Genomic DNA, 24,923 nt, shown 5'->3' with positions numbered 1-24,923 from the left:
TGTTTTTTATCCAGGAGCGTGTGGGCAGAGGGGGCGGTACCTTATGCTTGCCTGAAATTCCGCAGCATGGTGTTGGATGCGGAGGACTGCCTGAAACAATACCTGCAGAATCACCCCGACCTGGCCGCCGAGCATAGCGGCAGATCCCGCCGCGCTGAGACCTATGGTAGGGGCCCATAATTGGGGAAATTGTTCAACTTGCACATCGCGGAATGAGACTCCACAATCGCAAGGATGATTAAATGATCGCTTCTGGCCGGGGAGGTAACCCATGGGGAAGAAAGAGGCTATGACCAGGCTCGAACGCATTCTGCGGAAACATGCCGAGCAGCGCCGTGCAACCGCCCTGCTGAGGGCCGCGACCGCTGTCGATAGATTACACAATATGGGCATCAAGGCGCAGATCATCGGCTCGTTGGCGGAAGGCCGCTTCCAGGCGCACTCGGACGTGGATTTCCTCATCGAGCGCTTGGCGGACCCCTCGCAGAGGTACACGCTGGAGGGCATTGTGGAAGATCTGCTGCAAGACATTCCGTTTGATGTGGTATACGCCGACGAGGTGCGGTGGAGTGATTAGTAGGCATCCGCTATTCATTCTTCTCGACAAGGAGCTGAATGACATTGTGTGGGAGTCCAACTACCTGCTCTCGGCGCAAGACGCGCTCCATAAAGACCTGCCCGCCGTCCACCCACAACTGGATCAAATTGTCTACATCGCCATGGCCTCCACCATCGAGAAACTCTACAGCGGAATGGAGAAATGCCTACAAAGAATCGCCGCCAATGTGGACGAATTCAGCCCAAAAGGGGATAGTTGGCACAAAGACCTGATTGACCAGATGGAGATCGCCACCGAAGACCGTCCGGCGGTGCTCTCCCACGACACAGCCAATGCGCTCCATATATTCAGGGCATTCCGGCATCGAGAGCGCAATATTTACGGAAGCGTGCTGGACCGGCAGCGAATCCTTGCATTAACGCAAGACGCGCTCGCTCTGTTACAAGCCTTCCGGGACGATATCCGCAAATTCGAGAGCGCCATGGGTGAGGAATGATCCCATGGGCAGCACGCCATACCTTAGCTGCGGCAACGCAGGCGGCGGTGATGCGGAATGAAGATGTTGGTTTGACGGACGATTGCGAAGTGATAGCATTCTTATTATGATGCTATCATTGATAGCATAAAGCGCGGGAGGCCAATATGGCGACAGTTACCGTCAGAAATCTGCCGGACGAGGTGCATCGCGCGCTGCGTGTACGCGCAGCAACGCACGGCCGCAGCACCGAGGCCGAAATCCGCGACATCCTCGAATCGACCGTTCGCCCGCCAAAGCGGCTTCGCCTGGGCACGGCCCTGGCCGAGCTGGGCCGCCGCGCCGGGCTGACCGATGACGACATCGCAACCTTCGAGCAGGTGCGCGACAAGACCCCGGCCGAGCCCGTGAGGTTTGAATGATCGTCTTGGATACCAACGTCGTTTCCGAGGCGATGAAAGCGGAACCGAATTCCGCCGTGCGGGTATGGCTGGATGATCAGGCGGCCGAAACCCTCTACCTGTCCAGCATCACGCTTGCCGAACTGCTGTTCGGCATCGGTGCCCTGCCTTCCGGCCGACGCAAAGATGCGCTGACCCAAACGCTGGATGGCCTATTGGAGCTGTTCGGGGATCGCGTGCTGGCCTTCGACACCGACGCAGCCCGGCACTACGTCGAGCTGGCCGTTAACGCCCGTGCCGCCAGCAAGGGTTTCCCCACACCAGACGGCCACATCGCCGCCATTGCGAACGCGCGCGGCTTCACGGTGGCCACGCGCGACGTTGCGCCGTTCCTGGCGGCCGGCCTCAACGTCATCAACCCGTGGGAGGCCATGCGGTGACGGCACAGGAGCGTTACCGTGCGCACGTTTGTGCACATTCTTGATAGGACATTTAGCGTTTATGGTCAAAGTGGTCTGCGGCGGGAGGGGGCTTATTGAGAGCGCCGCGCCACGTCGCCGCATTGCTATTGTCTCTGGCTACGGGCTACAATTCCTCCAAATTTTTCGCCGGGGGTTAAAGATATGCGTTCTGATTTTCTGAAGGTGGTGGTTGCCGCGGCTGGAGCGTTGGTGCTGGCGGGCTGTGCGCACAATGTGGGGAGTGGGGCGCCCACGACGGCTGGCGCGGTGGCTCCCGCCAACTCGGCGGCCACGGCCGGTCTTGCCGGTGAGGGAATCAATGGCCAGAACCTCAATGCCAACGGACCGATCGGGGGTGGCAGCAGCGGCCTGAGTGCCGCTGAACTGGCCGCTTTGCCCCAGAACTTGCGGGTACATTTCGCATTCAACAGCGGTGCCATGGATGCACAGGCGCAACAGATCGCCACCCAGAACGCGCAGTTCATGGTGGCCCATCCCCATGTCCAAGTGCGCCTGGAGGGGAATACCGATGATCGCGGTACCCAGGAGTACAACCTGGCCCTCGGTGAACAGCGCGCCGAGACGGTGAAGCAGTTCCTGCAGTCCCAGGGCGTCAGCGCCGCACGGATCAGTACCGTGAGTTTCGGCAAGGACAATCCCTTGTGTACCACCAACGACTCCGCTTGCTGGGCCAGAAACCGCCGCGTGGACTTCGTTTATAGCGGTGGCTATAACGGCTGAACACCAAGGAGCGTATGCTGATGAAACGCTGGCATCTTTTCCCCGTCCTTTCCTTGCTATGCCTGAGCCCCTTCGCACAGGCCGAGTCAACCGGCGAGAAAGTGCTGCAGTTGCAACAGCAGATGGCGGTCATGCAGGGCGAACTGAGCAGTCTGGTGGCGGTTCAACAGGCCAACAAGGGTAGCCAGAGCGCGCTGGCCGACCTGCTCGGGCGCACCCAGCATCTGGAACAGGAAGTGCGCGACCTGCGCGGCGAACTCGATACCAAAACCCACGCCCTGCAAACCCAACAGCAGTCTACGGCCGCTCAGGTACAGGCTCTGACCGCCCAGCTTACGGGGGGCACGGCGGCAACCGCCAGCACCAGCAGCGTGCTGGGCGGCAATGTCGCCATCATCAGTCCGGCCGCGGCCGTCGCCTCCGCAGCGAGCAATACCTCCGCGCCTGCGGTTCAGGGTCTGGGACAAGCGGATTATCAACGGGCGTTCGATCTGCTGCGGCAGGGCAAGTACGGATCGGCCGTCACCGGATTACAGGGTTTCATTCAGAAATACCCGCAGAGCAGTCTGGTGCCCGACGCCTACTACTGGCTTGGGCAGGCGCAGTACGTACTGGGCCAGAACGATGCTGCCCTGAAGAGCCTCCATACCGTGGAGGCGCAGTTCTCCCAGAGCAGTAAGGCGCCGGAGGCCATGCTGCGGATGGCGGAAATCTATCAGGCCGTCGGCCAGTCCGGCAAAGCCCGCACCGTTCTCAGCAAAATCATCAGCCAGTATCCGAGCACACCGTCGGCACAGAAGGCCGAGGCGCAGTTACAGGCGTTGCCCGCCGGAAAGTGATGGAGGGACGGCTCCGCGTCACAGAAATCTTCCACAGCCTGCAAGGGGAAACCCGCAGCGTCGGACGTCCGGCGACCTTTGTGCGTCTCACGGGCTGCCCTTTGCGTTGCCGTTACTGCGATACCGCCTATGCGTTTCATGGCGGAGAATGGCGGCGGATCCCCGAAATTCTGGAACAGGTGCGGGCAGGCGGAAACCGGCTGGTGGTGGTGACGGGTGGCGAACCATTGGCACAGGCCGATGTGTTGCCGCTGCTGACGCAGCTTTGCGATGCGGGCCATGAAGTCTTTCTGGAAACCAGCGGCGCCCTTTCGCTGGCGGGGGTGGATACCCGGGTGGTGAAGGTGCTCGACCTCAAAAGCCCGGATTCCGGAGAATGCGAACGCAATCTCTGGGAAAACCTGCCCTTACTCAACCCGCAGGACCAGATTAAATTTGTGCTGTGCAGCCGTGCCGATTACGACTGGGCCAAAGAGGTGCTCGCGCGGGAAGCATTGGCCGAACGCTGCGAAATACTCTTTTCTCCCAGCCATGGCACGCTCGCCCTGCGCGATCTCGCCGAATGGATACTCGCCGATCATTTGCCGGTGCGTCTGCAGATTCAGTTGCACAAACTGATCTGGGGCGACCTGCCCGGACACTGACCATGCCGATGCCCGCCACACCCGCCATTGTACTGCTTTCCGGCGGACTGGATTCCGCCACCGTGCTGGCGCTCATGCGCCGGGATGGCTTTGCCGTCCACGCCCTCTCTTTTGATTACGGGCAGCGGCATAAGGAAGAATTACGCTATGCGGCGCTGCTGGCACAGTCCATGGGGGCGGCCAGCCACCGGGTGCTGCGTATCGATCTGGCGGCTTTTGGCGGCTCGGCGCTGACCGACCCGCAACTCAGCGTCCCCGAGAGCGGCCTGGCGCCGGGCATCCCCATCACCTATGTGCCCGCGCGCAATACCGTCTTTTTGTCGCTGGCCCTGGCGTTGGCGGAGGTGCTGGGCGCCAGGGACATCTTCCTGGGGGTAAACAGCCAGGATTACAGCGGTTATCCCGACTGCCGGCCAGAATTTGTGCACGCTTTTGAGGCCCTGGCGCAGGTGGCCACCCGCCTCGGCGATGAAGCCCGCGAGCCGCGTATCCATGCGCCGCTGCAGTTTCTCAATAAGAGTGAGATCATTCGTCTCGGCAGCCGTTTGGGTGTGGATTATGGAATGACCCGCTCCTGCTATCAGTTGGATGCCGAAGGCCGGTCCTGTGGCCGCTGTGACAGTTGCCGCCTGCGCCGGGAAGGGTTCCGTCAGGCCGGTATCGCAGACCCCACGCCTTATCAGAGTTCCTGAGCGCGGCTCCAGCCGGAACCGCGCTCCATCACCGGCTCCGTTTAATGGGACCAGGCCGGTTGGCTGTCCCCTCCCGCGTTGCTGTGCAGTATGGCCATGGTTTTGCCGTCCAGGCTGACCTCGGCCAGCACCTTGCGCCCACCGCGCTGGGTGCCGTAGAGGATCATCTGGCCATTGCCGGCGAAGCTCGGATGGTCGCAATTACCCTGGGCATCCAGCACGCGTACGCCGCTGCCATCCGGCTTCATCACCGCGAGGGCATAGACGCCGTCGGTGCGGTGAATGAAGGCAATCGCGTTGCCTGCGGGCGAATAGACCGGGCTGGCATTGTAGCTGCCGTCGTAGCTCAGACGATGCGCCGCGCCGCCGCTCGCGCTCATCGCGTAGATTTGCGGGCCACCGGCGCGATCGGAGACGAATATGATCTGACTGCCGTCCGGCGACCAGGTGGGAGAGGTGTTGATGGCGTCATCATGGGTCAATTGCCGACGCTGCCCGGTCTGCAGGTTCGCCACGTAAAGCTCGGTGTGACCACCGGAGGAGCGGGCGTAGGCCAGTTCCGTCCCGTTGGGCGAGAAGGCTGGAGCGCTGACGATCTCGCCACCGGGGGCGATGGTCTGGCGCTGTCCGGTAGCCAGATTCTGGACATAGATCACGGCGCGGGCGTTGGCGTAGGTGACATAGGCCAGACGCCGGTTATCCGGCGACCAGACGGGGGAGAATACCGGCATGAGGCCGCGCACGATGGGATGCGGATTCCAGCCGTCGGATTCCGCCACCAGCAGTTCGTAGGTTTGACCCGTTTGCCGGACATAGGCGATCCGACTGGCGAAAGGGCCGGGTTTGCCGGTGAACGCCTGGTAGATGACATCCGCGACGTGATGCGCGGTCATGTGCAACTCGGCGGCCGAACAGGTGAAACGGTGGGCGGTGAGTTCTTGCCCCGTGCTGACATTGTAGACGTAGACGTTGACCACGTAGCCGCCGTTCTGCGGCTCTACGGAACCCACGGCCAGGCCGGTGGCCCCTACCGCCGTCCAGTCTGCGGCCTTCACGCCGCCGGGAGCGCGGGGGTCGGCGGGATAGCCCGCGGGGTCGATGACCCGGAACAACCCACTGTGGCGCAGGTCATTACGGACCACCTCGGCAACGGATGGCTGTCCGGCGATGCCGGGACCAAAGGAAGGAATGGCGATAGGCAGTGCCGAGGCCACATTCTTGGTGATTTCCACCGTGAGCGCCGCCTGGGCGGGAAGAACGAAGGCCCATGCCAGCAGAAAAATGGCCAGGGTCCAGATGCGTTTAGCCATGATTGAGATCCTCCGCATTCATTTTAAGGTTTATTGGCTGGTTAAAGGTACTGTAAGCCAGCCCAATGGGTGGTACGAATGGCGCTGCCGCTTCCACTGCTGCGATTACAGACCGGTCAAAGCCAGGATTACCGCTGGAACGCACTACGACCGGGGTACCTAAGAGTTGCCCCTGAGGTCCGAGATGGATTTGTAATACGCAGGACAAGGCGGGAGAAAAATTAGTGCTCCACTTCTCTGATACCTGCGTTTTGATCGTGTTGATCAACATCCCGAGCATACGCTGATTCTCCGCCGCCTGCTGGGCGCGGGCCGCTGCCATATTGGCTTCGGCCCGCAGCTTGGCCCCGGCCTCCATCTGCTGCTGCAGCGCCTTGGCCCGCGCGGCTTCCGCGGCCTTGGCCTGCTGCCGGGCGAGCTGCCGCTTCAGCTCCGCCGCGCGCTGTGCAGCGGCCGCTTTTTGCGCCGCCTGTTTCTCGGCGGCGGCCTTTTCGGCGGCGGCTTTCTGCGTAGCGGCTTTTTGTGCAGCCGCCTTTTCCGCGGCGGCTTTTTCGGCCGCCCGCTGCGCGGCCAATTTCTCAGCCTGCTTTTCGGCGGCATGTTTTTCTGCGGTGATCTGCGCGGCCTTCTGCTCTGCGGCCTTTTGTTGTGCCGCTTTTTCCGCGGCAATCTGCGCGGCGCTGGGCTGCGGCGGAGCGGCCGGCTTGGGTTTCGGCACCGGCACCGGTTTTGGTACCGGGGCGGGCTTTGGTACCGGGGCGGGAGCCGGCTGCGGTACCGGCGCGGGTTTGGGCACGGGCTGAGGTGCCGGCGCCGCCTGCATGCCGCTGCTCAGTTGCGCCTGCATGGGGGTACCCCCGGCCTCGGGCACATTGATGTGATAGCTCCAGAACAGAGCCAACAGTATCGCGCCGTTGAGCACAATGGCCAGCACCAGCGGCCAGGCTGACTTGCGTTTTTTCAATGTCCCTCCGGACGGGTCAGCAGACCGACGTGGGAAATGCCCGCCTCCTGCAAACGCGCCATGACCGCCATGACCTTGCCGTAATCCACATGGGCGTCACCGCCCACCAGCACCTGCACCTGATCGTGGCTGGCGGCGGCGATATGCCCCACCGCCGTCGCGAGGTCGTCCAGGGCGACCGCGCTGTGGTGCCCCTTGTACTGCACCAGGATGGCGCCCTGCCGCGTCACCGAAATCAGCACCGGCGGGATTTTGTCTGATACCGGCTTGGTCACGCCCTTGGGCAGATTGACGTTGACGCCCTGGGTCAGCAATGGCGCCGAAAGCATGAAAATCACCAGCAGCACGAGAGACACGTCGATGTAGGGGACGACGTTCATCTCCGCCATGAGACGCCGTCGCTTCATGGTTTCGTCTCGGGCACCTGCCGGTGCAGGATGTTGGTGAACTCGTCCATGAAGACTTCGTACTGCGCGTCGAGCTTGTCCAGTTGGTGGATATAGCGGTTATAGGCTGCGGTCGCCGGAATGGCGGCGAACAAACCCGCCGCGGTGGCGATGAGGGCTTCGGCGACGGGAGGCGCCACCGTCGCCAGGGTGGCCTGTCCCGCCATGCCGATGTTCATGAAGGCGGTCATGATGCCCCAGACGGTGCCGAAAAGACCGATAAAAGGGCTTACGGAAGATACGGAGGCAAGAAAGGCAAGATTGTTTTCCAGGCGTCCGACCTCGCGCATCTGCGCCACCCGCATGGCGCGCCGCGCTGCATCGAGGGCATCGCTGGGACGAATCTTGTTGCGCTGACGCTGGAATTCTTCATAACCGGCGCAGAAGATGCTGCCGGCCCCGGTTTCCAGATTGGCGTTACCGGAAACGTGCTGGTAAATCTGACTCATCTCGCCACCGCTCCAGAAGCGCTTCTCGAATCGCTCCAGGGCACGCTGGGCGGCGGCAAAGACGGCCCATTTCTGGAAGATGATGGTCCACGAGATGACGGACGCGATCATCAGTATGGCGAGGATGCCCTGCACGACCCAACTGGCGTTCATGACCAGATGGCCCAGGGAGAGGGACTGCGCGGTGTTGGCGATGCTATGCGGATCCATAAATTCTCACGGCTGAACAGAAAGCGGGATGGCCTGCAACAAGGCTGCAGGGATGACGTGGGGACGAAAACCGGCGGCATCCAGGCAGACCACTTCCACCTCTCCGCTACAGAGCGTTCTGTCCCCCACCGAAACGGTTTGCTGAAAGCCCATGCGCACGGGGCTCTTGCTCACGATCCGGGTTTCCACGAGGAGCAGGTCGTTGAAGCGGGCCGGTGCACGGAAATCCAGCCGGGCGCGGCGCACCACGAAAATGATCCCGGCATCCTGCTCCAGCACATCCAGTTCATAACCCCGTTCGCGCAGCATCTCGGTACGTGCGCGCTCCATGAAACGTAAATAGTTGGCATGATACACCACCCCGCCATGATCCGTATCTTCATAATAAACGCGGATCTGGAAGCGGCTGACGGGGTCGTTAGCCAGCATCGAAAAGTCCCTTGGGCTCCTTGGGGGCCGTCAGACCCAGGGCCAGATAGCTGAGCTCGGTGGCGCAGCGCCCGCGCGGCGTGCGGATCAGATAACCGCGCTGGATCAGGAAGGGCTCCAGCACATCTTCGATGGTGCCGCGCTCCTCGCCGATGGCGGCCGCCAGACTCTCCACCCCCACCGGTCCGCCGGCGAAACGGGAGATGACGGCCTGGAGCAACTTGCGGTCCTGGCCATCAAAGCCATGCTGGTCCACCTCCATGAGGGTCAGGGCCGCCTGTGCCGTCGCCATGTCAATTTCGCCGTTACCCCGTACCTGGGCGTAGTCCCGCACCCGACGCAGCAGGCGGTTGGCGATGCGCGGCGTGCCGCGCGCGCGCCGGGCGATCTCCTGCGCGCCTTCCAGGGCCTGGGTGGTGCCGAGAATCCGGGCGGAGCGAGTGACGATCTGAGTCAGCTCGGCGTCGCTGTAGAATTCCAGGTGAAAACTGATGCCGAAGCGGTCGCGCAGCGGCGAGGTCAACAGGCCGGCGCGGGTGGTGGCGCCGATCAGGGTGAAGGGTGGCAGGCTGATTTTGATGGAGCGTGCCGCCGGCCCTTCGCCGATGAGGATGTCCAGCTCATAGTCCTCCAGCGCGGGGTAGAGGATTTCTTCCACCACCGGGCTGAGACGGTGAATCTCGTCGACGAAAAGTACGTCGTGGGGTTGCAGGTTGGTGAGGATGGCGGCCAGGTCGCCGGGCTTGTCGAGTACCGGGCCGGAGGTGACCTTGAGGCCCGCGCCCATCTCCTGGGCGATGATATGCGCCAGGGTGGTTTTGCCGAGTCCGGGCGGCCCGAAGAGCAGCACATGATCCAGCGCCTCACTGCGCCCCCTGGCGGCATCGATATACAGGCCCAGAGACTCCCGCAGCTTGGCCTGCCCGAGGTACTCCGCCAGCCGGCGCGGCCGCAGGGCATGGTCTACTGCATCATTGTGGTCTTCCTGGGAGTTGAGAGGGCCTCTATCCATCATCCTGCTCTGACCGTCCGTGCAGCGGCGGGTTCCAAAAAATCAGTGACGTGACAAATTCTGCAGCGATTGACGGATGAGGTCTTCCAGACTCAGTCCGTCCGCCAGACCGGCTATCGCCTGGCTCGCCTGCGCAGGCTTATAACCTAAAGTCAGCAGCGCTGCAATGGCTTCCTGACGGGGATCACCGGCACCGCTCCGCCCCACCGGCCCCGGCGCGATGCCGCCCATCTTGTCGCGCAGTTCCACCACCAGCCGTTCGGCAGTCTTCGGGCCGATACCGGGGATAGCGGTGAGCTGCGCCGTGTTGCCCTCGGCCACGGCCTGGCTGAGCCGCTCGGCGGGCAAACCGGACAGACAGGCCAGCGCCACCTTGCCGCCGATGCCGTTCACCCGGATCAGGAGCCGAAATATGTCGCGTTCCGCCACGGTCATGAAACCATAGAGCAGATGCGCGTCTTCGCGGATCGTGAGGTGGGTGTGGACGGTCAGCGCCGCGCCTTCGGCGGGCATCTGGTAAAAACCCGACAGGGGCATCTCCAGCTCATAGCCGACTCCCTGCACATCAAGCCAGAGCCAGGGTGGACGCCGCTGCAGGATGGTGCCGGTAAGGGAGGTGATCATGACGGAGGGCCTCGGGTCGTTAACGGGTTCAGCGGCTGACCGCAGGCTGCCAGCGCTGCCGGGTGCGGCCATGGTGGGCATGACAAATGGCACAGGCCAGCGCATCCGCCGCGTCCGCCTGCGGGTTTTCGCTGAGTTTGAGGAGCCAGCGGACCATGCTCTGCACCTGTTCCTTGGCTGCGTGGCCACCGCCGACGGCGGCTTTTTTGATCTGCAGCGCCGTGTATTCCTCTACGGGTAACCCAGCTTCCAGCAAGGCGACAAGGGCGGCGCCGCGCGCCTGCCCCAGCTTGAGGGCGGAATCCGCATTGCGCGCCATGAACACCTGTTCGATGGCCGCTTCCTGGGGGTGATACGTGCCGATGATCTGTTTCAGTTCACGATAGATGGCGCCGATACGCTCCAGAAACGGTTGTCCGGACACATTCAGGCAGCCGTGGGCCACATGCCGGAGTTCGCCGGCCGCGTCGGACTCGATAATGCCGTAGCCGGTGCGCAAAGAACCCGGGTCGATACCGATGATCCGCACCGCAGCCTGGGGCCGGAAGGCAGGCGTTGCCCCTCCGTTCAGCGCCACGGACGCCGCGCTCGCCGGGAATTCCGCCGCAGGTTCAGGATGTCGCTTCCAGGCGGGCCATTTCTTCGTCACTGATGTCGTAGTTGGCATAGACGTTCTGCACGTCGTCGTTTTCTTCAAGGAAATCGATGAGCCGCAGCAGTTTCTCCGCCTCCTCACCGCTGACCTCGATCGTATTCTCCGGGACCATCGTCATTTCACTTTCTTCCGGCTTGAGCCCCGCCGCTTCCAGGGCCAGAAGCACGCTGTGAAGATCCGATGGGGCCGTGTAAACGGCGATCCGCTCGCCTTCGTTGACCACATCTTCCGCACCCGCTTCCAGGGCCGCTTCGAGAATCCGGTCCTCATCGGCATCCGCCGGAAAAACAATCAGACCAAGCTTTTTGAACTGATAGGCCACCGAGCCCGCGGTACCCATATTGCCGCCGCGCTTGGAAAATATGTGGCGCACTTCGGCGACGGTACGCACCTTGTTGTCGGTCATGGTCTCGATCAGGATCGCGACACCGCCGGGACCATAGCCCTCATAGGTGACTTCTTCATAGTCCACGCCTTCCAGTTCGCCGGTGCCGCGCTTGATCGCCCGCTCGATGGTGTCTTTGGTCATGTTGGCCCCGTAGGCCTTGTCCAGGGCAAGACGCAAGCGGGAGTTGCTGGCCGGATCACCGCCGCCCGCCCGCGCCGCCACCGTGATTTCGCGGATGAGGCGGGTGAAAATCTTGCCGCGCTTGGCGTCCTTCAGCGCCTTCTTGAACTTGATGGTGGACCACTTACTATGCCCTGACATGACCTACTCCCTGTTCTATCACTGGACTATCCTGCAAAATGAAAATATCGCCCATGGTACCGCAAAGGCGGGGATGCCGTCATGCGAGGGTGGCGATGGCGCTCATGGTGGCGCCGAGTACCTCGTCGGCGTGGGCATCCGGATGAAAATGCAGAGGTACCCCATAACGCAGCAAAGGCCGCTGGCGGCGTACCCAGGTACTGAAGTCCGAGCGGCCTTGTCGCGCGCCACTGATATGGGCGGGCACCACCGGCGCGGCGCTTTCCCGCACCAGCCAGGCAATGCCATTTTGGGTTTCCTCGCGGTTGATCCCGCCCTCGGGAAATATGCCCAGCACCCGTCCGTCTTCCAGCATCCGTCGCGCCTGCAGGAGGGCACGGACATCTCGACGGTCGCGGCGTACGGGGATGCTGTAGGTCTGCTCCAGCAGGCGGCGCATCCAGGCGTTGTCGTAATATTCCTGCGCGACCAGAAAGGAAATGATCCGCTGATTGCTGGCCACCAGGAATAAAGGATCGAGCACGGAAACATGATTGCAGGCGAGGATGGCCGGCCCGGTCTCGGGAACGCTGCTGCGCTCCCAGCGGCCCCCCTGATAAAAGCGGGTGTAGCCGTAAAGCAGGGCATGTAGGCCACGCTGGGTAAAGGACCATTCCGTCGCCAGATCGGCCGCCGCAGACGGTTGCCCCATAGGGTTCGTCAGGAAACCGCCAGCATGCGTTCCAGCGCCAGCCGGGCTTGCGCAGCGGTCTCCGGGTCCACCTGGATGCGGTTGACCACCTGGCCCGCGAGGAGACTCTCCAGCGAGCACGCCAGGTGTTCCGGGTCGATGCGGAACATGGTGGAGCACATGCAGACCATGGGCGACATGAACTCCACGGTCTTGTCTTCGGCACGCACCTCGCTCGCCAGGCGGGTGACCAGATTGATTTCCGTGCCCACCAGCCACGCACTGCCGGGTGGCGCGGCCTTGACCGTGCGCAGGATGAAATCCGTCGAACCGACGGCATCGGACATCTGGCAGACTTCAAAAGATGCCTCCGGATGGGCGATCACCTGCCCCTGGGGATGCTCCCGGCGCCAGCGTTCGATGTGGGCCGGCTGAAACATCTGGTGGACCGAGCAATGCCCCTTCCAGAGCAGGATTCTGGCACGGCGGATTTCTTCCGGCGTGAGGCCGCCCAGCGGCAGGCTGGGGTCCCAAACCGGCATGTCGCGCAGGGGAATACCCAGTTGGTACCCGGTCCAGCGTCCCAGATGCTGATCCGGAAAAAACAGGGCCTTGGGACGTTGCCCGAAGGCCCAGTCGAGCACCTTGCGGGCATTGGAGGAGGTGCAGACCGTGCCGCCGTGGACGCCACAGAAGGCCTTGAGCGCGGCCGAAGAGTTCACGTAGGTGACAGGAGTGACCTCCCGCTCCACATCGATCACCGTCGCCAGTTCCTCCCAGGCACGCTGCACCTGGGGCATATCGGCCATATCGGCCATGGAGCAGCCAGCGTTGAGGTCCGGCAGAATGCTCGCTTGTTCCGGGCGGCTGAGAATATCGGCCACTTCGGCCATGAAATGAACGCCGCAGAAGACGATAAACTCGGCCTCCTGCTCGGCGGCAGCACGGGAGAGCTGCAGGGAGTCGCCATGAAAGTCGGCGTGGCGATAGACTTCTTCGCGCTGATAGTGGTGGCCGAGAATGACCGCACGCTTGCCCAGCGCCGCCTTGGCCCGCCGGATTCGCGCATCCAGCTCCGCCGCGTCACTGCTCCGCAGCCCCTGAATCCTCACCGTTTCCACACCCATAACCGACCCTCTCAGGCGCCATTGCGCGTGCAAAAATACCCGTTCACGTTACGAAGCCGTCCGCCAGCCGTCAAGCGCCCACCCTTTCAGGGATTGGGAACGCCAACCCCGACACCGGGACGCAGGCGGATGCCGAGTTCCTGAAGCTGCTTGTCGGCCACCGTACCGGGGGCTTCGGTGAGCAGGCAACCGGCCTTTTGCGTCTTGGGAAAGGCGATCACGTCACGGATGGTCTCGGCACCGCACAGGAGCATCACCAGTCGATCCAGCCCGAAAGCCAGACCGCCATGGGGCGGCGCCCCGTAACGCAGGGCGTCGAGCAGGAAGCCGAATTTGTCCCGGGCTTCTTCCGCCCCGATACCGAGGGCGGCGAAGACCTTTTCCTGTACCGCCTCCTGATGGATGCGGATACTGCCGCCGCCGATCTCGTTGCCATTGAGCACCAGATCGTAGGCCCGCGCCAGGGCATTGCCGGGATCCTGACCAAGGGTTTCCAGGTGTTCCGTCTGCGGCGCGGTAAAGGGATGATGGGTGGAAGTCCAGCGATTCTCCTTGTCGTCATAGTCGAACATGGGGAAGTCGGTGATCCAGACCGGGCACCATTCGCCCTCCAGCAAACCCAGATCAGCGGCCACACGGTTACGCAGATTGCCGAGGGCTTCGTTGACGATTTTGGCGGTATCCGCGCCGAAAAAGAGGATATCGCCCGCCGCTGCGCCGCTGCGCCGGAGGATTTCGCTCAGGACGGCTTCCGGCAGGAACTTGACGATGGGGGATTGCAGTCCTTCGTTACCCTGATCCAGGGCATTCACCTTGATCCAGGCCAGGCCCCTGGCCCCGTAGATGGCGGTGAACTGGGTGTAGGCATCGATCTGCGCCCGGCTGAGCTGGGCGCCACCGGGCACCCGCAGGCAGGCCACCCGCCCATGCGGACGTTCGGCGGCTTCGCGAAACACTTTGAAGTCCACCGCGTGCATGAGATCGGTGAGCTCTGTCAGTTCCAGCGGATTGCGCAGATCGGGGCGATCGACGCCAAAGCGATGCATGGCGTCCCGGTAGGTCATCCGTGGGAAGGGATCGGGCAACTGCACGCCCAATACCTCGGCAAACAGCCCGCGGATCATGGGCTCGGCAGTCCCCATGACGGCCTCTTCATCGACAAACGATGCCTCGATATCGATCTGGGTGAATTCCGGCTGACGATCGGCCCGCAAGTCTTCGTCGCGGAAACACTTGGTGATCTGGTAATAGCGGTCCAGTCCCGCCACCATCAGAAGCTGCTTGAAGAGCTGCGGGCTCTGGGGCAGCGCGAAAAAGTGTCCCGGCTGGGTGCGCGACGGCACCAGATAGTCACGGGCGCCTTCGGGGGTGGAGCGGGTAAGGACGGGGGTTTCCACGTCGATAAAGCCGGCATTGTCCAGATAGCCGCGCACGAAGCGGGTGACCTGATGGCGCAGGCGCAGACGATGGAGCATTTCCGGCCGGCGCAGGTCGAGATAGCGGTATTTGAGCCGGAGGTTCTCGGCGATGTCTTCCTCATCCAGGGGGAAGGGGACCGGCTCGGATCGGTTGAGAATACGGATGCGCGCTGCGGCCAGCTCGACCTTGCCACTGGGCATGTGGGGATTCTCGGTACCCGCGGGCCGGGCACGGAGAACACCCTCGACCTGCAGCACAAACTCGTTGCGGCACTCGTTGGCGGCGGCGAAGGCGTCGACCTGGTCCGGATCGGCGACGATCTGCACTAGACCTTCGCGGTCCCGCAGGTCTATGAAAATGACGCCGCCGTGGTCACGCCGCCGTTGCGCCCAACCGCAGAGGATGACCGTCTGGCCGATCAGGCCTTCGTGAATACCGTTACAATAGTGTGTCCGCATGCTGCGTCCCGTATGAGTCAACAAGAAAAGGGCCACCCGACCGGGAGGCCCGCGCACAATCTAGCCTTGCCGCGCGCGCCGCGTCAATGACAGGCGCAACCCCCGGCAGGGCAGGTAGGCACAGCGGCGGCTTCCGGCTTGCTCTCGCCGGCTTTATTGCCGCCACCCTTGAAATCGGTCTGGTACCAGCCGGAGCCCTTCAGGGCGAAGCCGCCGGCGCTCAGTTGCCGCTCCAGCCCCGGCTTTCCGCAATGGGGGCAATCGGTCAGGCGGGGATCACTCATGCGCTGCTCGACACTCAAGTGGTGCCCGCAATCCTTGCATACATACTCGTAAGTTGGCATTGTATCGACTCCGTATCGGGTTGTTGCTTTAAAAGATGCCTATTAAATACGACCTCACGCCGCAATTTTCAAGGGCCTTGTGCCAGCACAGGCGGCACGGGAGCGATGCAGATGCCCGTGGCCGCTGAACTGCACAGTGCATTGCAAACGCTCATCGCCCTGCTCGCGATCCTCAATCCCGTCGGCGCCATCCCGATTTTCATTGCCCTGACCAGCGACGAAGACGCACAACAACAACTCGCCACGGCGAAGCTGGCATCGCGCGCCGTCGCCGTGGTGCTGCTCACGTCGGCGTTCCTGGGAGAATATATCCTGCAATTCTTCGGGATCAGCATCGCCGCCTTTCAGGTGGCGGGCGGCATGGTGCTCATGCTGCTGGCCTTCAATATGCTACAGGCCAAGTCCAGCCGCTATCGCCACACCCCGGAGGAAGCCGCCGAGGGCATGCAGAAAGAGGCCGTCGCCGTAGTCCCTCTCGCCATCCCGCTGCTGGCGGGTCCCGGCACCATGGTCACCGTGATCATCGCCCATCACAAAAATGCGTCGTGGCTGGCCAGCGGCCTGCTGATCATCGACATCCTGGTAATCGCCGGAGTGGCCTATGCGGCACTGCGCCTGGCGGAGCCCCTGTCGCGCCGGCTGGGGGTGACGGGCATCAACATTTCTACCCGTATCTTCGGGCTGGTGCTCGCCGCCATTGCCGTGACCTTCATCGCCAACGGTCTGGCCGCCTTGTTTCCCGGTCTGGTACACGTCCGCATGTCCTAAGCGGCGACCGGGACGTCTGTTGATCTCCGGAATGCCTGCCCGTCGCCGTACATCGTCCAGCGCCCTATAGCCGCTGATCAGCCCATAGATTAATTATATTTGCCAGGGCCGAACAATAGGCTATTTTGATTGATATAAAGAATAGTGGCAAGGCGGGGTTTCCCCCTATGCCTGTTACAAGATGGAGGAGCGTATGGAGACCATCGTTTGGGGTTTCATGTTCGGGGCGATTCTGCAATATGCGCGCCTGAACCGATTTAATACCATAGCGGGCATGGCGGTGCTGCAAAATCTCGCCGTCGCCAAAACCATGGCCTTCACTATCGGCCTGGGGATGCTTTTGCTGCAGTCCGAGATCCTCCTGGGATGGGCGGACTACCATGTCAAGCCCCTGATCCTCGTCGGCGTGGTCGTGGGCGGACTGCTCTTCGGCGTGGGCATGGCCGTACTCGGCTACTGTCCCGGCACCGTCGCCATATCCCTGGGCCAGGGCAATCTCGATGCCCTGGTCGGCATCATCGGCGGTTTGTGCGGCGCCCTGGTTTTTGCGGTGGTCTACCCCTCCATAAATCCCCTTCTCGGCCCGAACCTGGGCGCCCTGTCTGTCCGCAGCCTGTTGCCCGATGACACCCTGTTCTGGAGCGTCATCAGTGCCGTGGCGATCCTGTTCATGGGAATCGCCTTGTATTTACAGAAATTGCAGCATCATGACTGGCGCTGGCTGCACGCCGCCGTGGGCCTGGCGTTGCTCAACTGCGTACTCACCCTGCCCTTTGTCGCCGGTCACCCCATGGGCGCATCCACGGCCTTTCCTTATGCGGCCATGACCCTTACCGACCTGGGCGCGGAATCCTACCAGGCCGCCATAGCGGCGCCAGGCGCATGGGAATTATGGTTTCTCACCGGGGCGTTTCTGGCCGGGCTGGTGTTTGCCCTGCTGCACCGCAGCTTTCGCATCTCCAGCGTGCCCGAGTTGTGGGTGCGGTACCATGGTCCCAAGCCGGCCAAACGTTTTTTCTGGGCGTTCGTCGGCGGCTTCCTACTCCTCTTCGGGGCGCGCATGGCGGGCGGATGCACCTCTGGCCATGTGATTTCCGGGGGAATGCAACTGGCGGTCAGCAGCCTGGTGTTCGCCGTGGTCGTATTCGCGGCATTCCTGACAACCGGTCATTATTTTTATCGGATACGCCGGGCAGTGCCTATCCCGCCCTCATCCCGGATCGTCGGGGTCAACGAGATGGAAGCCCATTGAGCGATGATACGGCGAACCATCTTCTTCCTGCGCGGCAAGAAACGGGTTTCCGAAGAACGGAAACGCCGGCGGACGGGGGGTGATGATTTGCCCCTTCGGTTATTCGCACTCTGCGGCGTCGCGATGTTTACCTCCATAGGACCGGCCGGTGCTGACGCGGCCATGAAGGCCGACAGCACGCAGCGACCGGGCGGACCCGCGCCCAGCGTCGCGGGGAATGCAAGAACGTCTGCGGCGGTACCGCCCACCGTCGGCGCCGCCCAGGCGTTGCCGCTATCCGGCGGGTTATGCATTTTTCCGGGATGCCCTGGAAATCCGCTGGCCGATTGGACCCGCGCGCCACAGAGGCAACGATTCCTCGCCAGAAAATCAGCGCACCGGAAACCCGCTCACCGGCGGGGCAAACGCGCCCTCCGCATCCGTCTGAGACCGGGGCACAAAGCCATCGCCCTCCTGCGTCACCATCCCGGCAGGCCCCATCCCATAGCCGGTGTGAGCCGCAACCCCTATATGTCCAGGCGGCCTCTGCACCTGACCTTTCCGCGTTACGGCACCGGGGCCCTTGCCGCCAAGAGCGCCCTGGAACTCGCGCCCGTTTCCAGGTACCGGTACTCCTGGCGGAACGGATCGTATCTAACACTGGGTGTGCATGGCCATTACGGCATCGGGCGGGGCTGGGATATCTTGTCCGGCGTAGACTATGTCAGCCACACCAAAGCCCTTTCGCCACAGGAGGTAGATGACTCTCGCGCCTATATCGGGGTGATGCACAGATTCCAGTGACCTTTCCCAAACCGCTGTTTTACCTATTCCGGAGACTCTATTACATGTGGAAAAAACGGTTCCTTCTCTCTGCCCTTACCGGTCTGGCCATGGGTACGGCCAGCGCCGCGCCAGTCATCATCAGCACATCTTTTGCCATGCCTGCGGACATTGCCGCCGTCAAAATCAGCCAGCAACTGACGGCGCGTCACTTCAAGGTAGTGGACAATCTGAACGTGCTCCCCCGCATTCACAAGGGCAACCCGCAGCTTGCCGCCCGGATTCCTCCGGACATCCAGGCCGAGCGGCTGTTGGTCGTATGCCAGTCCAGCTCCATTGTCGGCTACCTGCGCACCGACCCCGCCGCCACGAGTCTCTGTCCGCTCACCCTGTCGCTGGTCCAGATAAACGGCAAAACCACCGCCTACTATCTCCAGCGTAGTGCATTGCTGACGGATAACACCCCGGCGCGAGCGGTTGGCCAGAAAGCCGACGAATCCGTTCTGGACGCCCTTCATGCCGCGCAAAAACAGTAAACCGTATAGTTTGGCACACCAAAAGGAGAGAACCATGAGTAACGAGCAAAATCTGCTGAGCCGTCGCGACGCCATGAAACATGCATTGTGGGGTGCCGGAGCCCTGGCTGTGGGTGCCGTGGGTGCCCAGACGAGCGCCGTAGCGGCCGGCCTGAGCGGGAATCCCGGCAATTTGTTGCCGACTGGTGCCAGGAGTCTGAAGGAACTCGGCGAACGACTGGCCAAAACGCCGCGGCGGCGCGACTTCAAAACGGTTCCCATGATCCTCACCAAACCCGACGAATGGGATGATGCGGCGCTGCGGGAGATCATCCATTACGCCGGTGGCCCGAAACAGGTCTGGGATAATACCGATGTTTCCAGCCCGTGGCTGAACTTGATGCGCAACAGCATGAATGTGCAGGTCTGGGCGTTCAGGCATCCGGATTTCCTTTGTGTCTCGGCCACCCATGGCAGCGCCCACTGGGCGCTGTACGATGATTTCATCTGGAACAAATATCTGGCGCAGATGACCGGCGGAAAATGGAAAGACAACGAATGGATCAAAGAACCGCCAGCGGCGGCGGCCGACCCCGCCAACTTTGAGAATCCCGAAGGAGTGTTCGCTCCGGGGGACAACAGTGTCACGGTATTGCAGCGTCGCGGTGCCGTTTTCCTGGGCTGTCACAATGGCATCTGGGAAATCACCGAGGGCGTGATCAAGAAGGGCATCAATCCCGACGGCCTCAGCCATGAACAGATGGCGGCCGAGTTTACCAACCATCTCATTCCCGGTGTCATCCTGACGCCGGGGGTGGTAGGCACCTTGCCGGAACTGCAGTTGGCCGGCTTTCAATACGCAAAATAGTGGATCAAGAGGAGCGATAGGATGACGAGAAGCAGCACACTACGGCTGGCCCCACTGCTGGCAGCCGCCTCCCTGATGGTTTTTGGTACCTGCGCCGTGGCGGCGGACAACGGCTGGGGTGCCCCGGGCGAGTTCCATGGCTCGAAGAGCCAGGTATTCCCTCCCTGGCAAAATGGCGCCAACAACTCAGCGACCTCTAAAGGCCTGGATTTTACCATCCCGGAAGTCGACAACCTGCCGGATTTTCACGGTAGCATCGACAACCCGAAACTGAGCATCTTCGTGGGGGGCAACTACTTTTTTGCCATGGCACCGCTGGTGGCCGCGTTTGAGAAGGAGCACCCGGAGATCAAGGGCAGAATCTATTACGAGACCATTCCGCCGGGCTTGCTGATCCGGCAGATGGAGCACGGCAATACCATCACGGTGGGGAACATGACCTGGACGGTCAAGCCCGACGTATACGCCGCCGGGTTGCAGAAAGTGGACTATTACGTTCAGCACGGTCTGCTGAAGGGGCCGGCGGTGCCTTATGTCACCAACGACCTCACCATCATGGTTCCCAAAGGCAACCCGGCCCACATCAGCGGACTCCAGGATCTGGGCAAACCCGGAATGCGGCTGGTCATGCCCAATCCCGCATGGGAGGGCATCGCCCGGCAAATCAAGATGAGCCTCACGAAGGCGGGTGGACCTGCACTGGCCACCGCGGTGTATGACACCAAGGTAAAGAACGGCGAAACCATTCTGACGGAAATTCACCACCGCCAGAGTCCCATGTTCCTGATGCAGGGAAGGGCCGTTGCCGGGGTAACCTGGAAATCCGAAGCCATCTTCCAGGAAAAGATCGGCAATCCCATCGGCACCGTCGCGATTCCGGCCCAATTCAATACCAAGGCCATCTATGCGGCTGCTGCGGTCAAGGATGCGCCTCACCCCAAATGGGCAGAGGCGTGGGTAAACTTCCTCAAGTCGCCAACGGCCCTGCACATCTTCGAAGAGTATGGCTTTCAGCCATATACCCAGGGGAAGTGATCCACGCGCGCATTAGGGGGGCATGGCCCCCCGGATCATCAGGAGAAAGATCATGGGTAGTGCAACGAGCGTAAACGGCAGTACATTTTTAGTGGATAGAGGATGGCGCCTGGCAGCGATTGGGTTGCTCGCCGTGCGTTTTGTGCAGGGTTGGATTTACTGGGGCGGCGGCACCAGACGGTTTATCTACGGCCCGCAAAAGCTGGACGCGTGGGGTGGCGGGCACTGGATGGCCTATAAGTTTCAGACAGCCATGCCCGGTGCCTTGCTGGGCACGGAGCATCTCGTCTCCTTCCTGCTGCAGCATTTCGTTCTGCTCTATGTCGGGGTCATCGTCTTCAGCCTGGTGGAACTATTTGCGGGCTTCATGCTCATCACGGGTCTGCTGACGCGCATCGCCGCCCTGACCACCATCGGTTTGTCCTTCGTGCTGATGCTCCTGTTCGGTTGGCAGGGGGCTACCTGCATCGACGAATGGACCATGGCCGCATCGAATTTTGCCATGGGCGTGACGCTCCTGCTGGTGGGCGGAGGCGCTTATTCCCTGGACAATTGGCTCCTCGCGAAAAAGCCCGGCCTGGCCGAAAAAGGGTGGTTTCGCTGGATGGGCGGCAGTTTGCCGTTGCCCCTGAGCGATCAGGCCTATAAGAAATTCGCGCTGGTGCTGTTCTGGATCGCCGTCGCTTTCATCGTCGGCACCTACAGCTACTATCGCGGCTCGGTGGTCACCCCTTTCCATGGCGGTCCCGTGAGCCCCTCCAAACATCATTGGTCCCTCTCTGACGGCCGCCTGCAAGGGGACGGCACAGTGACCTTCCATGCCTATGTGGACGCCGGCACCCCCGAAGCACCATCCAACGTGCTGCATGCGACGCTTGTCGACACCCGGAATGGCAGTGTGGTCGAGGAATGGGATAGCGCCAAGCTTGCCGCCTTACCCAGAACGGCCTTGAAAAACGACTATGATTATCAAAAAATTCATATCGGTAAATACGGGATCACCGGCCCGGTGGGTTCCAAGGCTACCATTACCCTGCCCCCGGCGGCGAGCGATCTGAAGCTGCCGGTGGGTACCTATACGCTCCAGCTGAATTCGGTAAATGGCAGCGTCTGGACCGTACCCCTGCAACGCTGACGTCTCCCGGCTATCCGGACAGCCCCCGTGCCGCGTAAAATGGGGGCTATTTTTACGGGGATAACATACCATCATGTCAAAAACGGTTTGGCCTATGGCCAAAGTGGCCATCATCGCGATGATCGGCGCATTCCTGCTGTGGATCAGCCTTATCCAGCCCATGCTTCATAAGTCCGATGTGGCAACCACATCCATTCCGCTGGTGAATGGCAAAACCCTGGATGTAACGGCGCTGCGCGGCAAGGTCGTGGTATTGAATTTCTGGTCTCCCGACTGCCCGCCCTGTATCCAGGAACTGCCCGATCTGGAACGACTTTACCAGACCTACCGCGCGCAGGGTCTGGTGGTGGTAGGCATCGCCACGCCGGGATCGTCCAGGTCCAGAAGCCTCGCCGCCGCCGCTATGGCCCACGTGACGTATCCTTTATCTGTGGATCAAAGTGGCACCCTTACCCGCGCAGTGGGCGGAATCATGGTTACACCCACAGAGGTCATCATCGACAGGGAAGGGCGGGTGATCGACAAATACCAGGGCGTCGTGTCCGGGCAGGAGCCGATGGACGAGATTCTGCGGGCATTACAGCAGAAGTGAGGGAAAGGACAAAATACGGGTGTTGCCAGCCTACGCCGAGAGGGCAGCCGGTGATGTCGGCAGGCCGCTGCAGACCCACTCATCTATACCGCCGACGACGTTATAAACCTCGTAACCTTCGTCTCCCAGCATGTCCAGGGCACATTCCGCCGCATCACAGGAACGGTTTCCGCTACCGCAGATGAAGTATAGCTTGAAATCGCCTATGCCCTTGCAGTTGCTCACGGCGTTTTTCAGTTCGCGGTGAAAATGCTGATTATCCACCAATGCATCATCACGAAGCAGCTTCCACGGGATGAGGTGCGCCCCCGCGATTTGCCCGTATATCGCATATTCCTCCTGGCATCGCACGTCAATGACGACGGAATCGCGATCGCTCAGCGCCGCAAGCGCCTGCTGACAGGTTGCTTCTTTGATTACATGGGACATAAGACCTGACTCACACCGGCGGGGGCACACACGGCCCCCGGAAGCCTGCTTCCAAACCCGTCAATGCGCCTGCGGGTTGTCATACTGGAATTGCCGCCAGCACGTCTGCCAGGGATGACACGCCTGCGCCATGGTGCCCGGCTCTTTACCGATGACAATGGGATATCCTGCCTTTTTCCAGCCGTTGACCCCGCCACGCAAGGCGTAGGCGTCGTAACCGAGCATGCGCAATACTCCGGCCGTCTGGTTGGATAGCTGGCCGGTCGGGCACATGAGGATAACGGTCTTGTTTTTGGGAATGGTGTTGCTCTTGATGGCCGCAGGAAGATTCAGATACGGGATATTCCGAGCACCTGGCACATGGCCCTGTGCATAGCCGTAAATACGTTGCCAGCCGCGTCCGGTGCAGACATGCTTGTTGGAATGCACTCCGCAGAAAAAATCGTGATAGGTTGGCGTCCGGATATCGATCAATGCATATTTGCTGGGATCCTTGCTGATCGCCAATAACAAGCTGCGGTCCGTATACTGATAGGTGCCGTAGGGAAAGGGTTTCTGATCTGCAAAGAATTTCTCCATGCGTGCATTCAACACTTGTTGTGCGGCTTGGTTACCACTGTCGTCGGCGGAGGCCACAGATACCGACAGCCCGAATAACATGCCGACGAAGGCAAATGGAATTGCGGCGTTTGCTAGGCGCTTGAACATTTTTAATTCTCCTGTTGAATTTCTGGAAAATGGCATGGATGAACCTACGCCCATGCCACAATTTGAGGCTGGCAACTGCCTGACCTGACTAGATAGTGCTTATGGATGCTGCACTGGCGCTTTCCATACATGGCCGTTTACGGAGGTCAGCTCGAGAACGTAAGCGCCCTGACCGATGGTTACACCGCTCGGCATCGTTGACGGCAGGCGTACGGTGGCCTGCGCACCGACCGGTCCGGTAATGCCGAACTTCCCGGTGTGAATCTGCTGGTAGGCAAAATCGTTGGAAAAGGCGCTTTTGGGCAACGTGGAGAGGGTCGAACTGGCCCATTTCTCCAGCGGCTTCCCGGTGCTGGTATCGATCAGCGCTGCCTCGAGCACATTGGACGGCTCTGCGGCCACTCCGGAATCCACATAGGCGTGGAATGTCACACCGCCGTCCTTCTGCAGTGTGGCTCCGTCCAGCTTCCAGTGATGCTTCGCCGGACTCACTGGGCCACCGTGAAAAGGTGTGAACACCGAACCGCGGTAATAACTATAAGTCGCGACGATAAAGGCCACGGCAATCCAGAACAATGTGAACGCGAGCTTCTTGAAGGCGCCATCGCTCAAAGGCAAAGGCAGGGCACCCCCCAGCCAGCGGAACAGACCATTTTGGGCCAGCGTCGGTTTCCGCGACAGGAGCCAGTTGTCCACGGAATACGCGCCGCTTCCCGCAAGAAACAGCGTGATGCCCATGGCAAAGTTGGACGCAGCCATGGTCCATTCATCGATGCAGGTGGCGCCCTGCCAACCGAACAACAGCATCAGCACGAAGGACAAGCCGAGGGTGGCCACCGCTGCGAGGCGGGTATACAAGCCGACAATCAGCATAAAACCTGCGATCATTTCAACGGCGCTGAAAATGATCACCCCAGCATAGAGCAGGGTGAAATGATGCAATAAAAAAGCGACCAGATGATCCGTACCTAGTATGGCTCCGGGCATTGCCGTCTGGAATTTATAGGCCATCCAGTGGCCATGTACGTCCAGCTTTTGCGGGCCGTAGATAAAACGCCGGGTCCCGCCGCCCCAGTAGATCCATCCCTGGACGAAGCGTACGGCAAGAAGTGCGATGGCGGCGAAACGCCAACTGCGATCCGGCGTGTCCTGCGGGGTGGTATTTGACATGGTCGTTGCCATGAAGTTTCTCCTGTTCTGCCTGAAAAAGGGAGAGAATTC

The 24,923-nt window shown here is 61.4% G+C and carries 32 protein-coding genes; 16 read left to right on the top strand and 16 right to left on the bottom strand.

Annotation, left to right across the window (positions count from 1 at the left end):
* The first annotated feature begins 271 nt into the window (after positions 1–271).
* The 8 genes from F6A13_RS00600 (at position 272) to queC (ending at position 4,812) form a co-directional block, all read left to right on the top strand.
* The gene (locus F6A13_RS00600; RefSeq protein ID WP_151527977.1) at positions 272–577 is read left to right on the top strand and encodes a nucleotidyltransferase domain-containing protein; all 306 of its coding nucleotides are present in this window, start codon (positions 272–274) and stop codon (positions 575–577) included.
* The gene (locus F6A13_RS00595) at positions 570–1,055 is read left to right on the top strand and encodes a hypothetical protein (RefSeq protein WP_151527976.1); all 486 of its coding nucleotides are present in this window, start codon (positions 570–572) and stop codon (positions 1,053–1,055) included. Before F6A13_RS00600 ends, F6A13_RS00595 begins: the two co-directional genes overlap by 8 nt.
* Before the next feature lie 146 nt (positions 1,056–1,201).
* Positions 1,202–1,456 (top strand): FitA-like ribbon-helix-helix domain-containing protein, encoded by a 255-nt coding sequence (locus tag F6A13_RS00590; RefSeq protein WP_113526150.1) that lies wholly within the window; start codon positions 1,202–1,204, stop codon positions 1,454–1,456.
* Positions 1,453–1,875 (top strand): type II toxin-antitoxin system VapC family toxin, encoded by a 423-nt coding sequence (locus F6A13_RS00585; protein WP_126604657.1) that lies wholly within the window; start codon positions 1,453–1,455, stop codon positions 1,873–1,875. The genes F6A13_RS00590 and F6A13_RS00585 overlap by 4 nt, the downstream gene beginning before the upstream one ends.
* A 183-nt stretch (positions 1,876–2,058) precedes the next feature.
* Positions 2,059–2,637, top strand: coding sequence for a peptidoglycan-associated lipoprotein Pal (pal, locus tag F6A13_RS00580; RefSeq protein ID WP_113526148.1), 579 nt, complete (start codon positions 2,059–2,061; stop codon positions 2,635–2,637).
* Between the two features lie 20 nt (positions 2,638–2,657).
* Positions 2,658–3,476 carry a tol-pal system protein YbgF gene (gene ybgF / locus F6A13_RS00575; protein WP_113526373.1) on the top strand — a complete coding sequence of 273 codons (819 nt, stop codon included), beginning with the start codon at positions 2,658–2,660 and terminating at the stop codon, positions 3,474–3,476.
* The gene (gene queE / locus F6A13_RS00570) at positions 3,476–4,120 is read left to right on the top strand and encodes a 7-carboxy-7-deazaguanine synthase QueE (RefSeq protein WP_126604658.1); all 645 of its coding nucleotides are present in this window, start codon (positions 3,476–3,478) and stop codon (positions 4,118–4,120) included. Before ybgF ends, queE begins: the two co-directional genes overlap by 1 nt.
* Positions 4,121–4,122: 2 nt before the next feature.
* Positions 4,123–4,812: a 7-cyano-7-deazaguanine synthase QueC gene (gene queC / locus F6A13_RS00565; RefSeq protein WP_151527975.1), complete on the top strand. Its 690-nt coding sequence runs from the start codon at positions 4,123–4,125 to the stop codon at positions 4,810–4,812.
* A gap of 41 nt (positions 4,813–4,853) precedes the next feature.
* On the opposite strand, the gene tolB is transcribed toward queC, so the two are convergent.
* From tolB to F6A13_RS00500, 13 genes are all read right to left on the bottom strand, one after another.
* Complete coding sequence (tolB, locus tag F6A13_RS00560; RefSeq protein ID WP_151527974.1) at positions 4,854–6,122, bottom strand: Tol-Pal system beta propeller repeat protein TolB; 1,269 nt, start codon at positions 6,120–6,122, stop codon at positions 4,854–4,856.
* On the bottom strand, positions 6,115–7,086 hold the full coding sequence (tolA, locus tag F6A13_RS00555; RefSeq protein ID WP_151527973.1) for a cell envelope integrity protein TolA: 972 nt from the start codon (positions 7,084–7,086) through the stop codon (positions 6,115–6,117). Before tolA ends, tolB begins: the two co-directional genes overlap by 8 nt.
* On the bottom strand, positions 7,083–7,493 hold the full coding sequence (tolR, locus tag F6A13_RS00550; RefSeq protein ID WP_113526143.1) for a protein TolR: 411 nt from the start codon (positions 7,491–7,493) through the stop codon (positions 7,083–7,085). Before tolR ends, tolA begins: the two co-directional genes overlap by 4 nt.
* Positions 7,490–8,191, bottom strand: a complete 702-nt coding sequence (tolQ, locus tag F6A13_RS00545; RefSeq protein WP_151527972.1) for a protein TolQ — start codon at positions 8,189–8,191, stop codon at positions 7,490–7,492. Before tolQ ends, tolR begins: the two co-directional genes overlap by 4 nt.
* A 6-nt stretch (positions 8,192–8,197) precedes the next feature.
* Entirely contained in the window at positions 8,198–8,620 is a 423-nt protein-coding gene (gene ybgC / locus F6A13_RS00540; RefSeq protein ID WP_151527971.1) for a tol-pal system-associated acyl-CoA thioesterase, read from the bottom strand.
* A complete protein-coding gene (ruvB, locus tag F6A13_RS00535; protein ID WP_192796475.1) occupies positions 8,610–9,635 on the bottom strand; it encodes a Holliday junction branch migration DNA helicase RuvB in 1,026 nt (341 codons plus the stop codon). The genes ybgC and ruvB overlap by 11 nt, the downstream gene beginning before the upstream one ends.
* Before the next feature lie 39 nt (positions 9,636–9,674).
* Positions 9,675–10,256, bottom strand: coding sequence for a Holliday junction branch migration protein RuvA (gene ruvA, locus F6A13_RS00530; protein ID WP_113526139.1), 582 nt, complete (start codon positions 10,254–10,256; stop codon positions 9,675–9,677).
* Positions 10,257–10,284: 28 nt separating this feature from the next.
* The gene (gene ruvC / locus F6A13_RS00525; RefSeq protein ID WP_151528407.1) at positions 10,285–10,785 is read right to left on the bottom strand and encodes a crossover junction endodeoxyribonuclease RuvC; all 501 of its coding nucleotides are present in this window, start codon (positions 10,783–10,785) and stop codon (positions 10,285–10,287) included.
* Between the two features lie 82 nt (positions 10,786–10,867).
* Complete coding sequence (locus tag F6A13_RS00520) at positions 10,868–11,620, bottom strand: YebC/PmpR family DNA-binding transcriptional regulator (protein ID WP_151527970.1); 753 nt, start codon at positions 11,618–11,620, stop codon at positions 10,868–10,870.
* A gap of 79 nt (positions 11,621–11,699) precedes the next feature.
* Positions 11,700–12,311, bottom strand: coding sequence for a lysophospholipid acyltransferase family protein (locus F6A13_RS00515; protein WP_151527969.1), 612 nt, complete (start codon positions 12,309–12,311; stop codon positions 11,700–11,702).
* Between the two features lie 8 nt (positions 12,312–12,319).
* Positions 12,320–13,417: a quinolinate synthase NadA gene (gene nadA, locus F6A13_RS00510; protein ID WP_151527968.1), complete on the bottom strand. Its 1,098-nt coding sequence runs from the start codon at positions 13,415–13,417 to the stop codon at positions 12,320–12,322.
* 86 nt (positions 13,418–13,503) lie between these two features.
* On the bottom strand, positions 13,504–15,294 hold the full coding sequence (aspS, locus tag F6A13_RS00505; protein ID WP_151527967.1) for an aspartate--tRNA ligase: 1,791 nt from the start codon (positions 15,292–15,294) through the stop codon (positions 13,504–13,506).
* An 83-nt stretch (positions 15,295–15,377) separates the two neighbouring features.
* A complete protein-coding gene (locus tag F6A13_RS00500) occupies positions 15,378–15,638 on the bottom strand; it encodes an FmdB family zinc ribbon protein (protein ID WP_113526133.1) in 261 nt (86 codons plus the stop codon).
* 111 nt (positions 15,639–15,749) lie between these two features.
* Between F6A13_RS00500 and F6A13_RS00495 the strand changes: the two genes are divergently transcribed.
* The 8 genes from F6A13_RS00495 to F6A13_RS00460 all read left to right on the top strand — a co-directional run bounded on the left by F6A13_RS00495 (position 15,750) and on the right by F6A13_RS00460 (position 22,565).
* Positions 15,750–16,406 carry a MarC family protein gene (locus F6A13_RS00495; protein WP_151527966.1) on the top strand — a complete coding sequence of 219 codons (657 nt, stop codon included), beginning with the start codon at positions 15,750–15,752 and terminating at the stop codon, positions 16,404–16,406.
* Between the two features lie 193 nt (positions 16,407–16,599).
* Positions 16,600–17,658 (top strand): YeeE/YedE thiosulfate transporter family protein, encoded by a 1,059-nt coding sequence (locus tag F6A13_RS00490; RefSeq protein ID WP_151527965.1) that lies wholly within the window; start codon positions 16,600–16,602, stop codon positions 17,656–17,658.
* Between the two features lie 3 nt (positions 17,659–17,661).
* Complete coding sequence (locus F6A13_RS00485; protein ID WP_225981886.1) at positions 17,662–18,441, top strand: hypothetical protein; 780 nt, start codon at positions 17,662–17,664, stop codon at positions 18,439–18,441.
* A gap of 44 nt (positions 18,442–18,485) precedes the next feature.
* Positions 18,486–18,956, top strand: a complete 471-nt coding sequence (locus F6A13_RS00480; RefSeq protein WP_151527964.1) for a hypothetical protein — start codon at positions 18,486–18,488, stop codon at positions 18,954–18,956.
* Between the two features lie 34 nt (positions 18,957–18,990).
* Positions 18,991–19,803, top strand: coding sequence for a transcriptional initiation protein Tat (locus F6A13_RS00475; RefSeq protein ID WP_151527963.1), 813 nt, complete (start codon positions 18,991–18,993; stop codon positions 19,801–19,803).
* A gap of 21 nt (positions 19,804–19,824) precedes the next feature.
* Entirely contained in the window at positions 19,825–20,838 is a 1,014-nt protein-coding gene (locus tag F6A13_RS00470) for a substrate-binding domain-containing protein (protein ID WP_151527962.1), read from the top strand.
* A gap of 52 nt (positions 20,839–20,890) precedes the next feature.
* Entirely contained in the window at positions 20,891–21,973 is a 1,083-nt protein-coding gene (locus F6A13_RS00465) for a TQO small subunit DoxD (protein ID WP_151527961.1), read from the top strand.
* Between the two features lie 73 nt (positions 21,974–22,046).
* Positions 22,047–22,565, top strand: a complete 519-nt coding sequence (locus F6A13_RS00460; protein WP_151527960.1) for a TlpA disulfide reductase family protein — start codon at positions 22,047–22,049, stop codon at positions 22,563–22,565.
* A 30-nt stretch (positions 22,566–22,595) separates the two neighbouring features.
* On the opposite strand, the gene F6A13_RS00455 is transcribed toward F6A13_RS00460, so the two are convergent.
* The 3 genes from F6A13_RS00455 to F6A13_RS00445 form a co-directional block, all read right to left on the bottom strand.
* On the bottom strand, positions 22,596–22,994 hold the full coding sequence (locus F6A13_RS00455; protein ID WP_113526126.1) for a rhodanese-like domain-containing protein: 399 nt from the start codon (positions 22,992–22,994) through the stop codon (positions 22,596–22,598).
* 60 nt (positions 22,995–23,054) lie between these two features.
* Positions 23,055–23,702 carry a rhodanese-like domain-containing protein gene (locus tag F6A13_RS00450; protein ID WP_113526125.1) on the bottom strand — a complete coding sequence of 216 codons (648 nt, stop codon included), beginning with the start codon at positions 23,700–23,702 and terminating at the stop codon, positions 23,055–23,057.
* Between the two features lie 99 nt (positions 23,703–23,801).
* Positions 23,802–24,884 carry a TQO small subunit DoxD gene (locus tag F6A13_RS00445; RefSeq protein WP_126604670.1) on the bottom strand — a complete coding sequence of 361 codons (1,083 nt, stop codon included), beginning with the start codon at positions 24,882–24,884 and terminating at the stop codon, positions 23,802–23,804.
* Positions 24,885–24,923 lie beyond the last annotated feature (39 nt).

This window comes from Acidithiobacillus sp. 'AMD consortium' (genome assembly GCF_008926505.1).
GTDB lineage: Bacteria > Pseudomonadota > Gammaproteobacteria > Acidithiobacillales > Acidithiobacillaceae > Acidithiobacillus > Acidithiobacillus ferridurans.
This window is presented reverse-complemented; position numbering and strand designations above follow the sequence as displayed.

Excerpts from the sequence above, each read along its gene's own strand:
- F6A13_RS00470 (WP_151527962.1), top strand. The coding sequence starts at position 19,825 with ATGACGAGAAGCAGCACACTACGGCTGGCCCCACTGCTGGCAGCCGCC.
- F6A13_RS00490 (WP_151527965.1), top strand. The coding sequence starts at position 16,600 with ATGGAGACCATCGTTTGGGGTTTCATGTTCGGGGCGATTCTGCAATAT.
- queC (WP_151527975.1), top strand. The coding sequence starts at position 4,123 with ATGCCGATGCCCGCCACACCCGCCATTGTACTGCTTTCCGGCGGACTG.
- F6A13_RS00600 (WP_151527977.1), top strand. The coding sequence starts at position 272 with ATGGGGAAGAAAGAGGCTATGACCAGGCTCGAACGCATTCTGCGGAAA.
- ruvA (WP_113526139.1), bottom strand. The coding sequence starts at position 10,256 with ATGATCACCTCCCTTACCGGCACCATCCTGCAGCGGCGTCCACCCTGG.
- F6A13_RS00480 (WP_151527964.1), top strand. The coding sequence starts at position 18,486 with ATGTGGAAAAAACGGTTCCTTCTCTCTGCCCTTACCGGTCTGGCCATG.
- ybgF (WP_113526373.1), top strand. The coding sequence starts at position 2,658 with ATGAAACGCTGGCATCTTTTCCCCGTCCTTTCCTTGCTATGCCTGAGC.
- tolB (WP_151527974.1), bottom strand. The coding sequence starts at position 6,122 with ATGGCTAAACGCATCTGGACCCTGGCCATTTTTCTGCTGGCATGGGCC.
- nadA (WP_151527968.1), bottom strand. The coding sequence starts at position 13,417 with ATGGGTGTGGAAACGGTGAGGATTCAGGGGCTGCGGAGCAGTGACGCG.
- queE (WP_126604658.1), top strand. The coding sequence starts at position 3,476 with ATGGAGGGACGGCTCCGCGTCACAGAAATCTTCCACAGCCTGCAAGGG.
- F6A13_RS00465 (WP_151527961.1), top strand. The coding sequence starts at position 20,891 with ATGGGTAGTGCAACGAGCGTAAACGGCAGTACATTTTTAGTGGATAGA.
- aspS (WP_151527967.1), bottom strand. The coding sequence starts at position 15,294 with ATGCGGACACACTATTGTAACGGTATTCACGAAGGCCTGATCGGCCAG.
- F6A13_RS00460 (WP_151527960.1), top strand. The coding sequence starts at position 22,047 with ATGTCAAAAACGGTTTGGCCTATGGCCAAAGTGGCCATCATCGCGATG.
- F6A13_RS00455 (WP_113526126.1), bottom strand. The coding sequence starts at position 22,994 with ATGTCCCATGTAATCAAAGAAGCAACCTGTCAGCAGGCGCTTGCGGCG.
- F6A13_RS00475 (WP_151527963.1), top strand. The coding sequence starts at position 18,991 with ATGAGTAACGAGCAAAATCTGCTGAGCCGTCGCGACGCCATGAAACAT.
- F6A13_RS00585 (WP_126604657.1), top strand. The coding sequence starts at position 1,453 with ATGATCGTCTTGGATACCAACGTCGTTTCCGAGGCGATGAAAGCGGAA.
- F6A13_RS00445 (WP_126604670.1), bottom strand. The coding sequence starts at position 24,884 with ATGGCAACGACCATGTCAAATACCACCCCGCAGGACACGCCGGATCGC.
- F6A13_RS00515 (WP_151527969.1), bottom strand. The coding sequence starts at position 12,311 with ATGGGGCAACCGTCTGCGGCGGCCGATCTGGCGACGGAATGGTCCTTT.
- F6A13_RS00450 (WP_113526125.1), bottom strand. The coding sequence starts at position 23,702 with ATGTTCAAGCGCCTAGCAAACGCCGCAATTCCATTTGCCTTCGTCGGC.
- F6A13_RS00590 (WP_113526150.1), top strand. The coding sequence starts at position 1,202 with ATGGCGACAGTTACCGTCAGAAATCTGCCGGACGAGGTGCATCGCGCG.
- ybgC (WP_151527971.1), bottom strand. The coding sequence starts at position 8,620 with ATGCTGGCTAACGACCCCGTCAGCCGCTTCCAGATCCGCGTTTATTAT.
- F6A13_RS00485 (WP_225981886.1), top strand. The coding sequence starts at position 17,662 with ATGATACGGCGAACCATCTTCTTCCTGCGCGGCAAGAAACGGGTTTCC.
- tolQ (WP_151527972.1), bottom strand. The coding sequence starts at position 8,191 with ATGGATCCGCATAGCATCGCCAACACCGCGCAGTCCCTCTCCCTGGGC.
- ruvB (WP_192796475.1), bottom strand. The coding sequence starts at position 9,635 with ATGATGGATAGAGGCCCTCTCAACTCCCAGGAAGACCACAATGATGCA.
- F6A13_RS00520 (WP_151527970.1), bottom strand. The coding sequence starts at position 11,620 with ATGTCAGGGCATAGTAAGTGGTCCACCATCAAGTTCAAGAAGGCGCTG.
- F6A13_RS00500 (WP_113526133.1), bottom strand. The coding sequence starts at position 15,638 with ATGCCAACTTACGAGTATGTATGCAAGGATTGCGGGCACCACTTGAGT.
- F6A13_RS00495 (WP_151527966.1), top strand. The coding sequence starts at position 15,750 with ATGCCCGTGGCCGCTGAACTGCACAGTGCATTGCAAACGCTCATCGCC.
- tolR (WP_113526143.1), bottom strand. The coding sequence starts at position 7,493 with ATGAAGCGACGGCGTCTCATGGCGGAGATGAACGTCGTCCCCTACATC.
- pal (WP_113526148.1), top strand. The coding sequence starts at position 2,059 with ATGCGTTCTGATTTTCTGAAGGTGGTGGTTGCCGCGGCTGGAGCGTTG.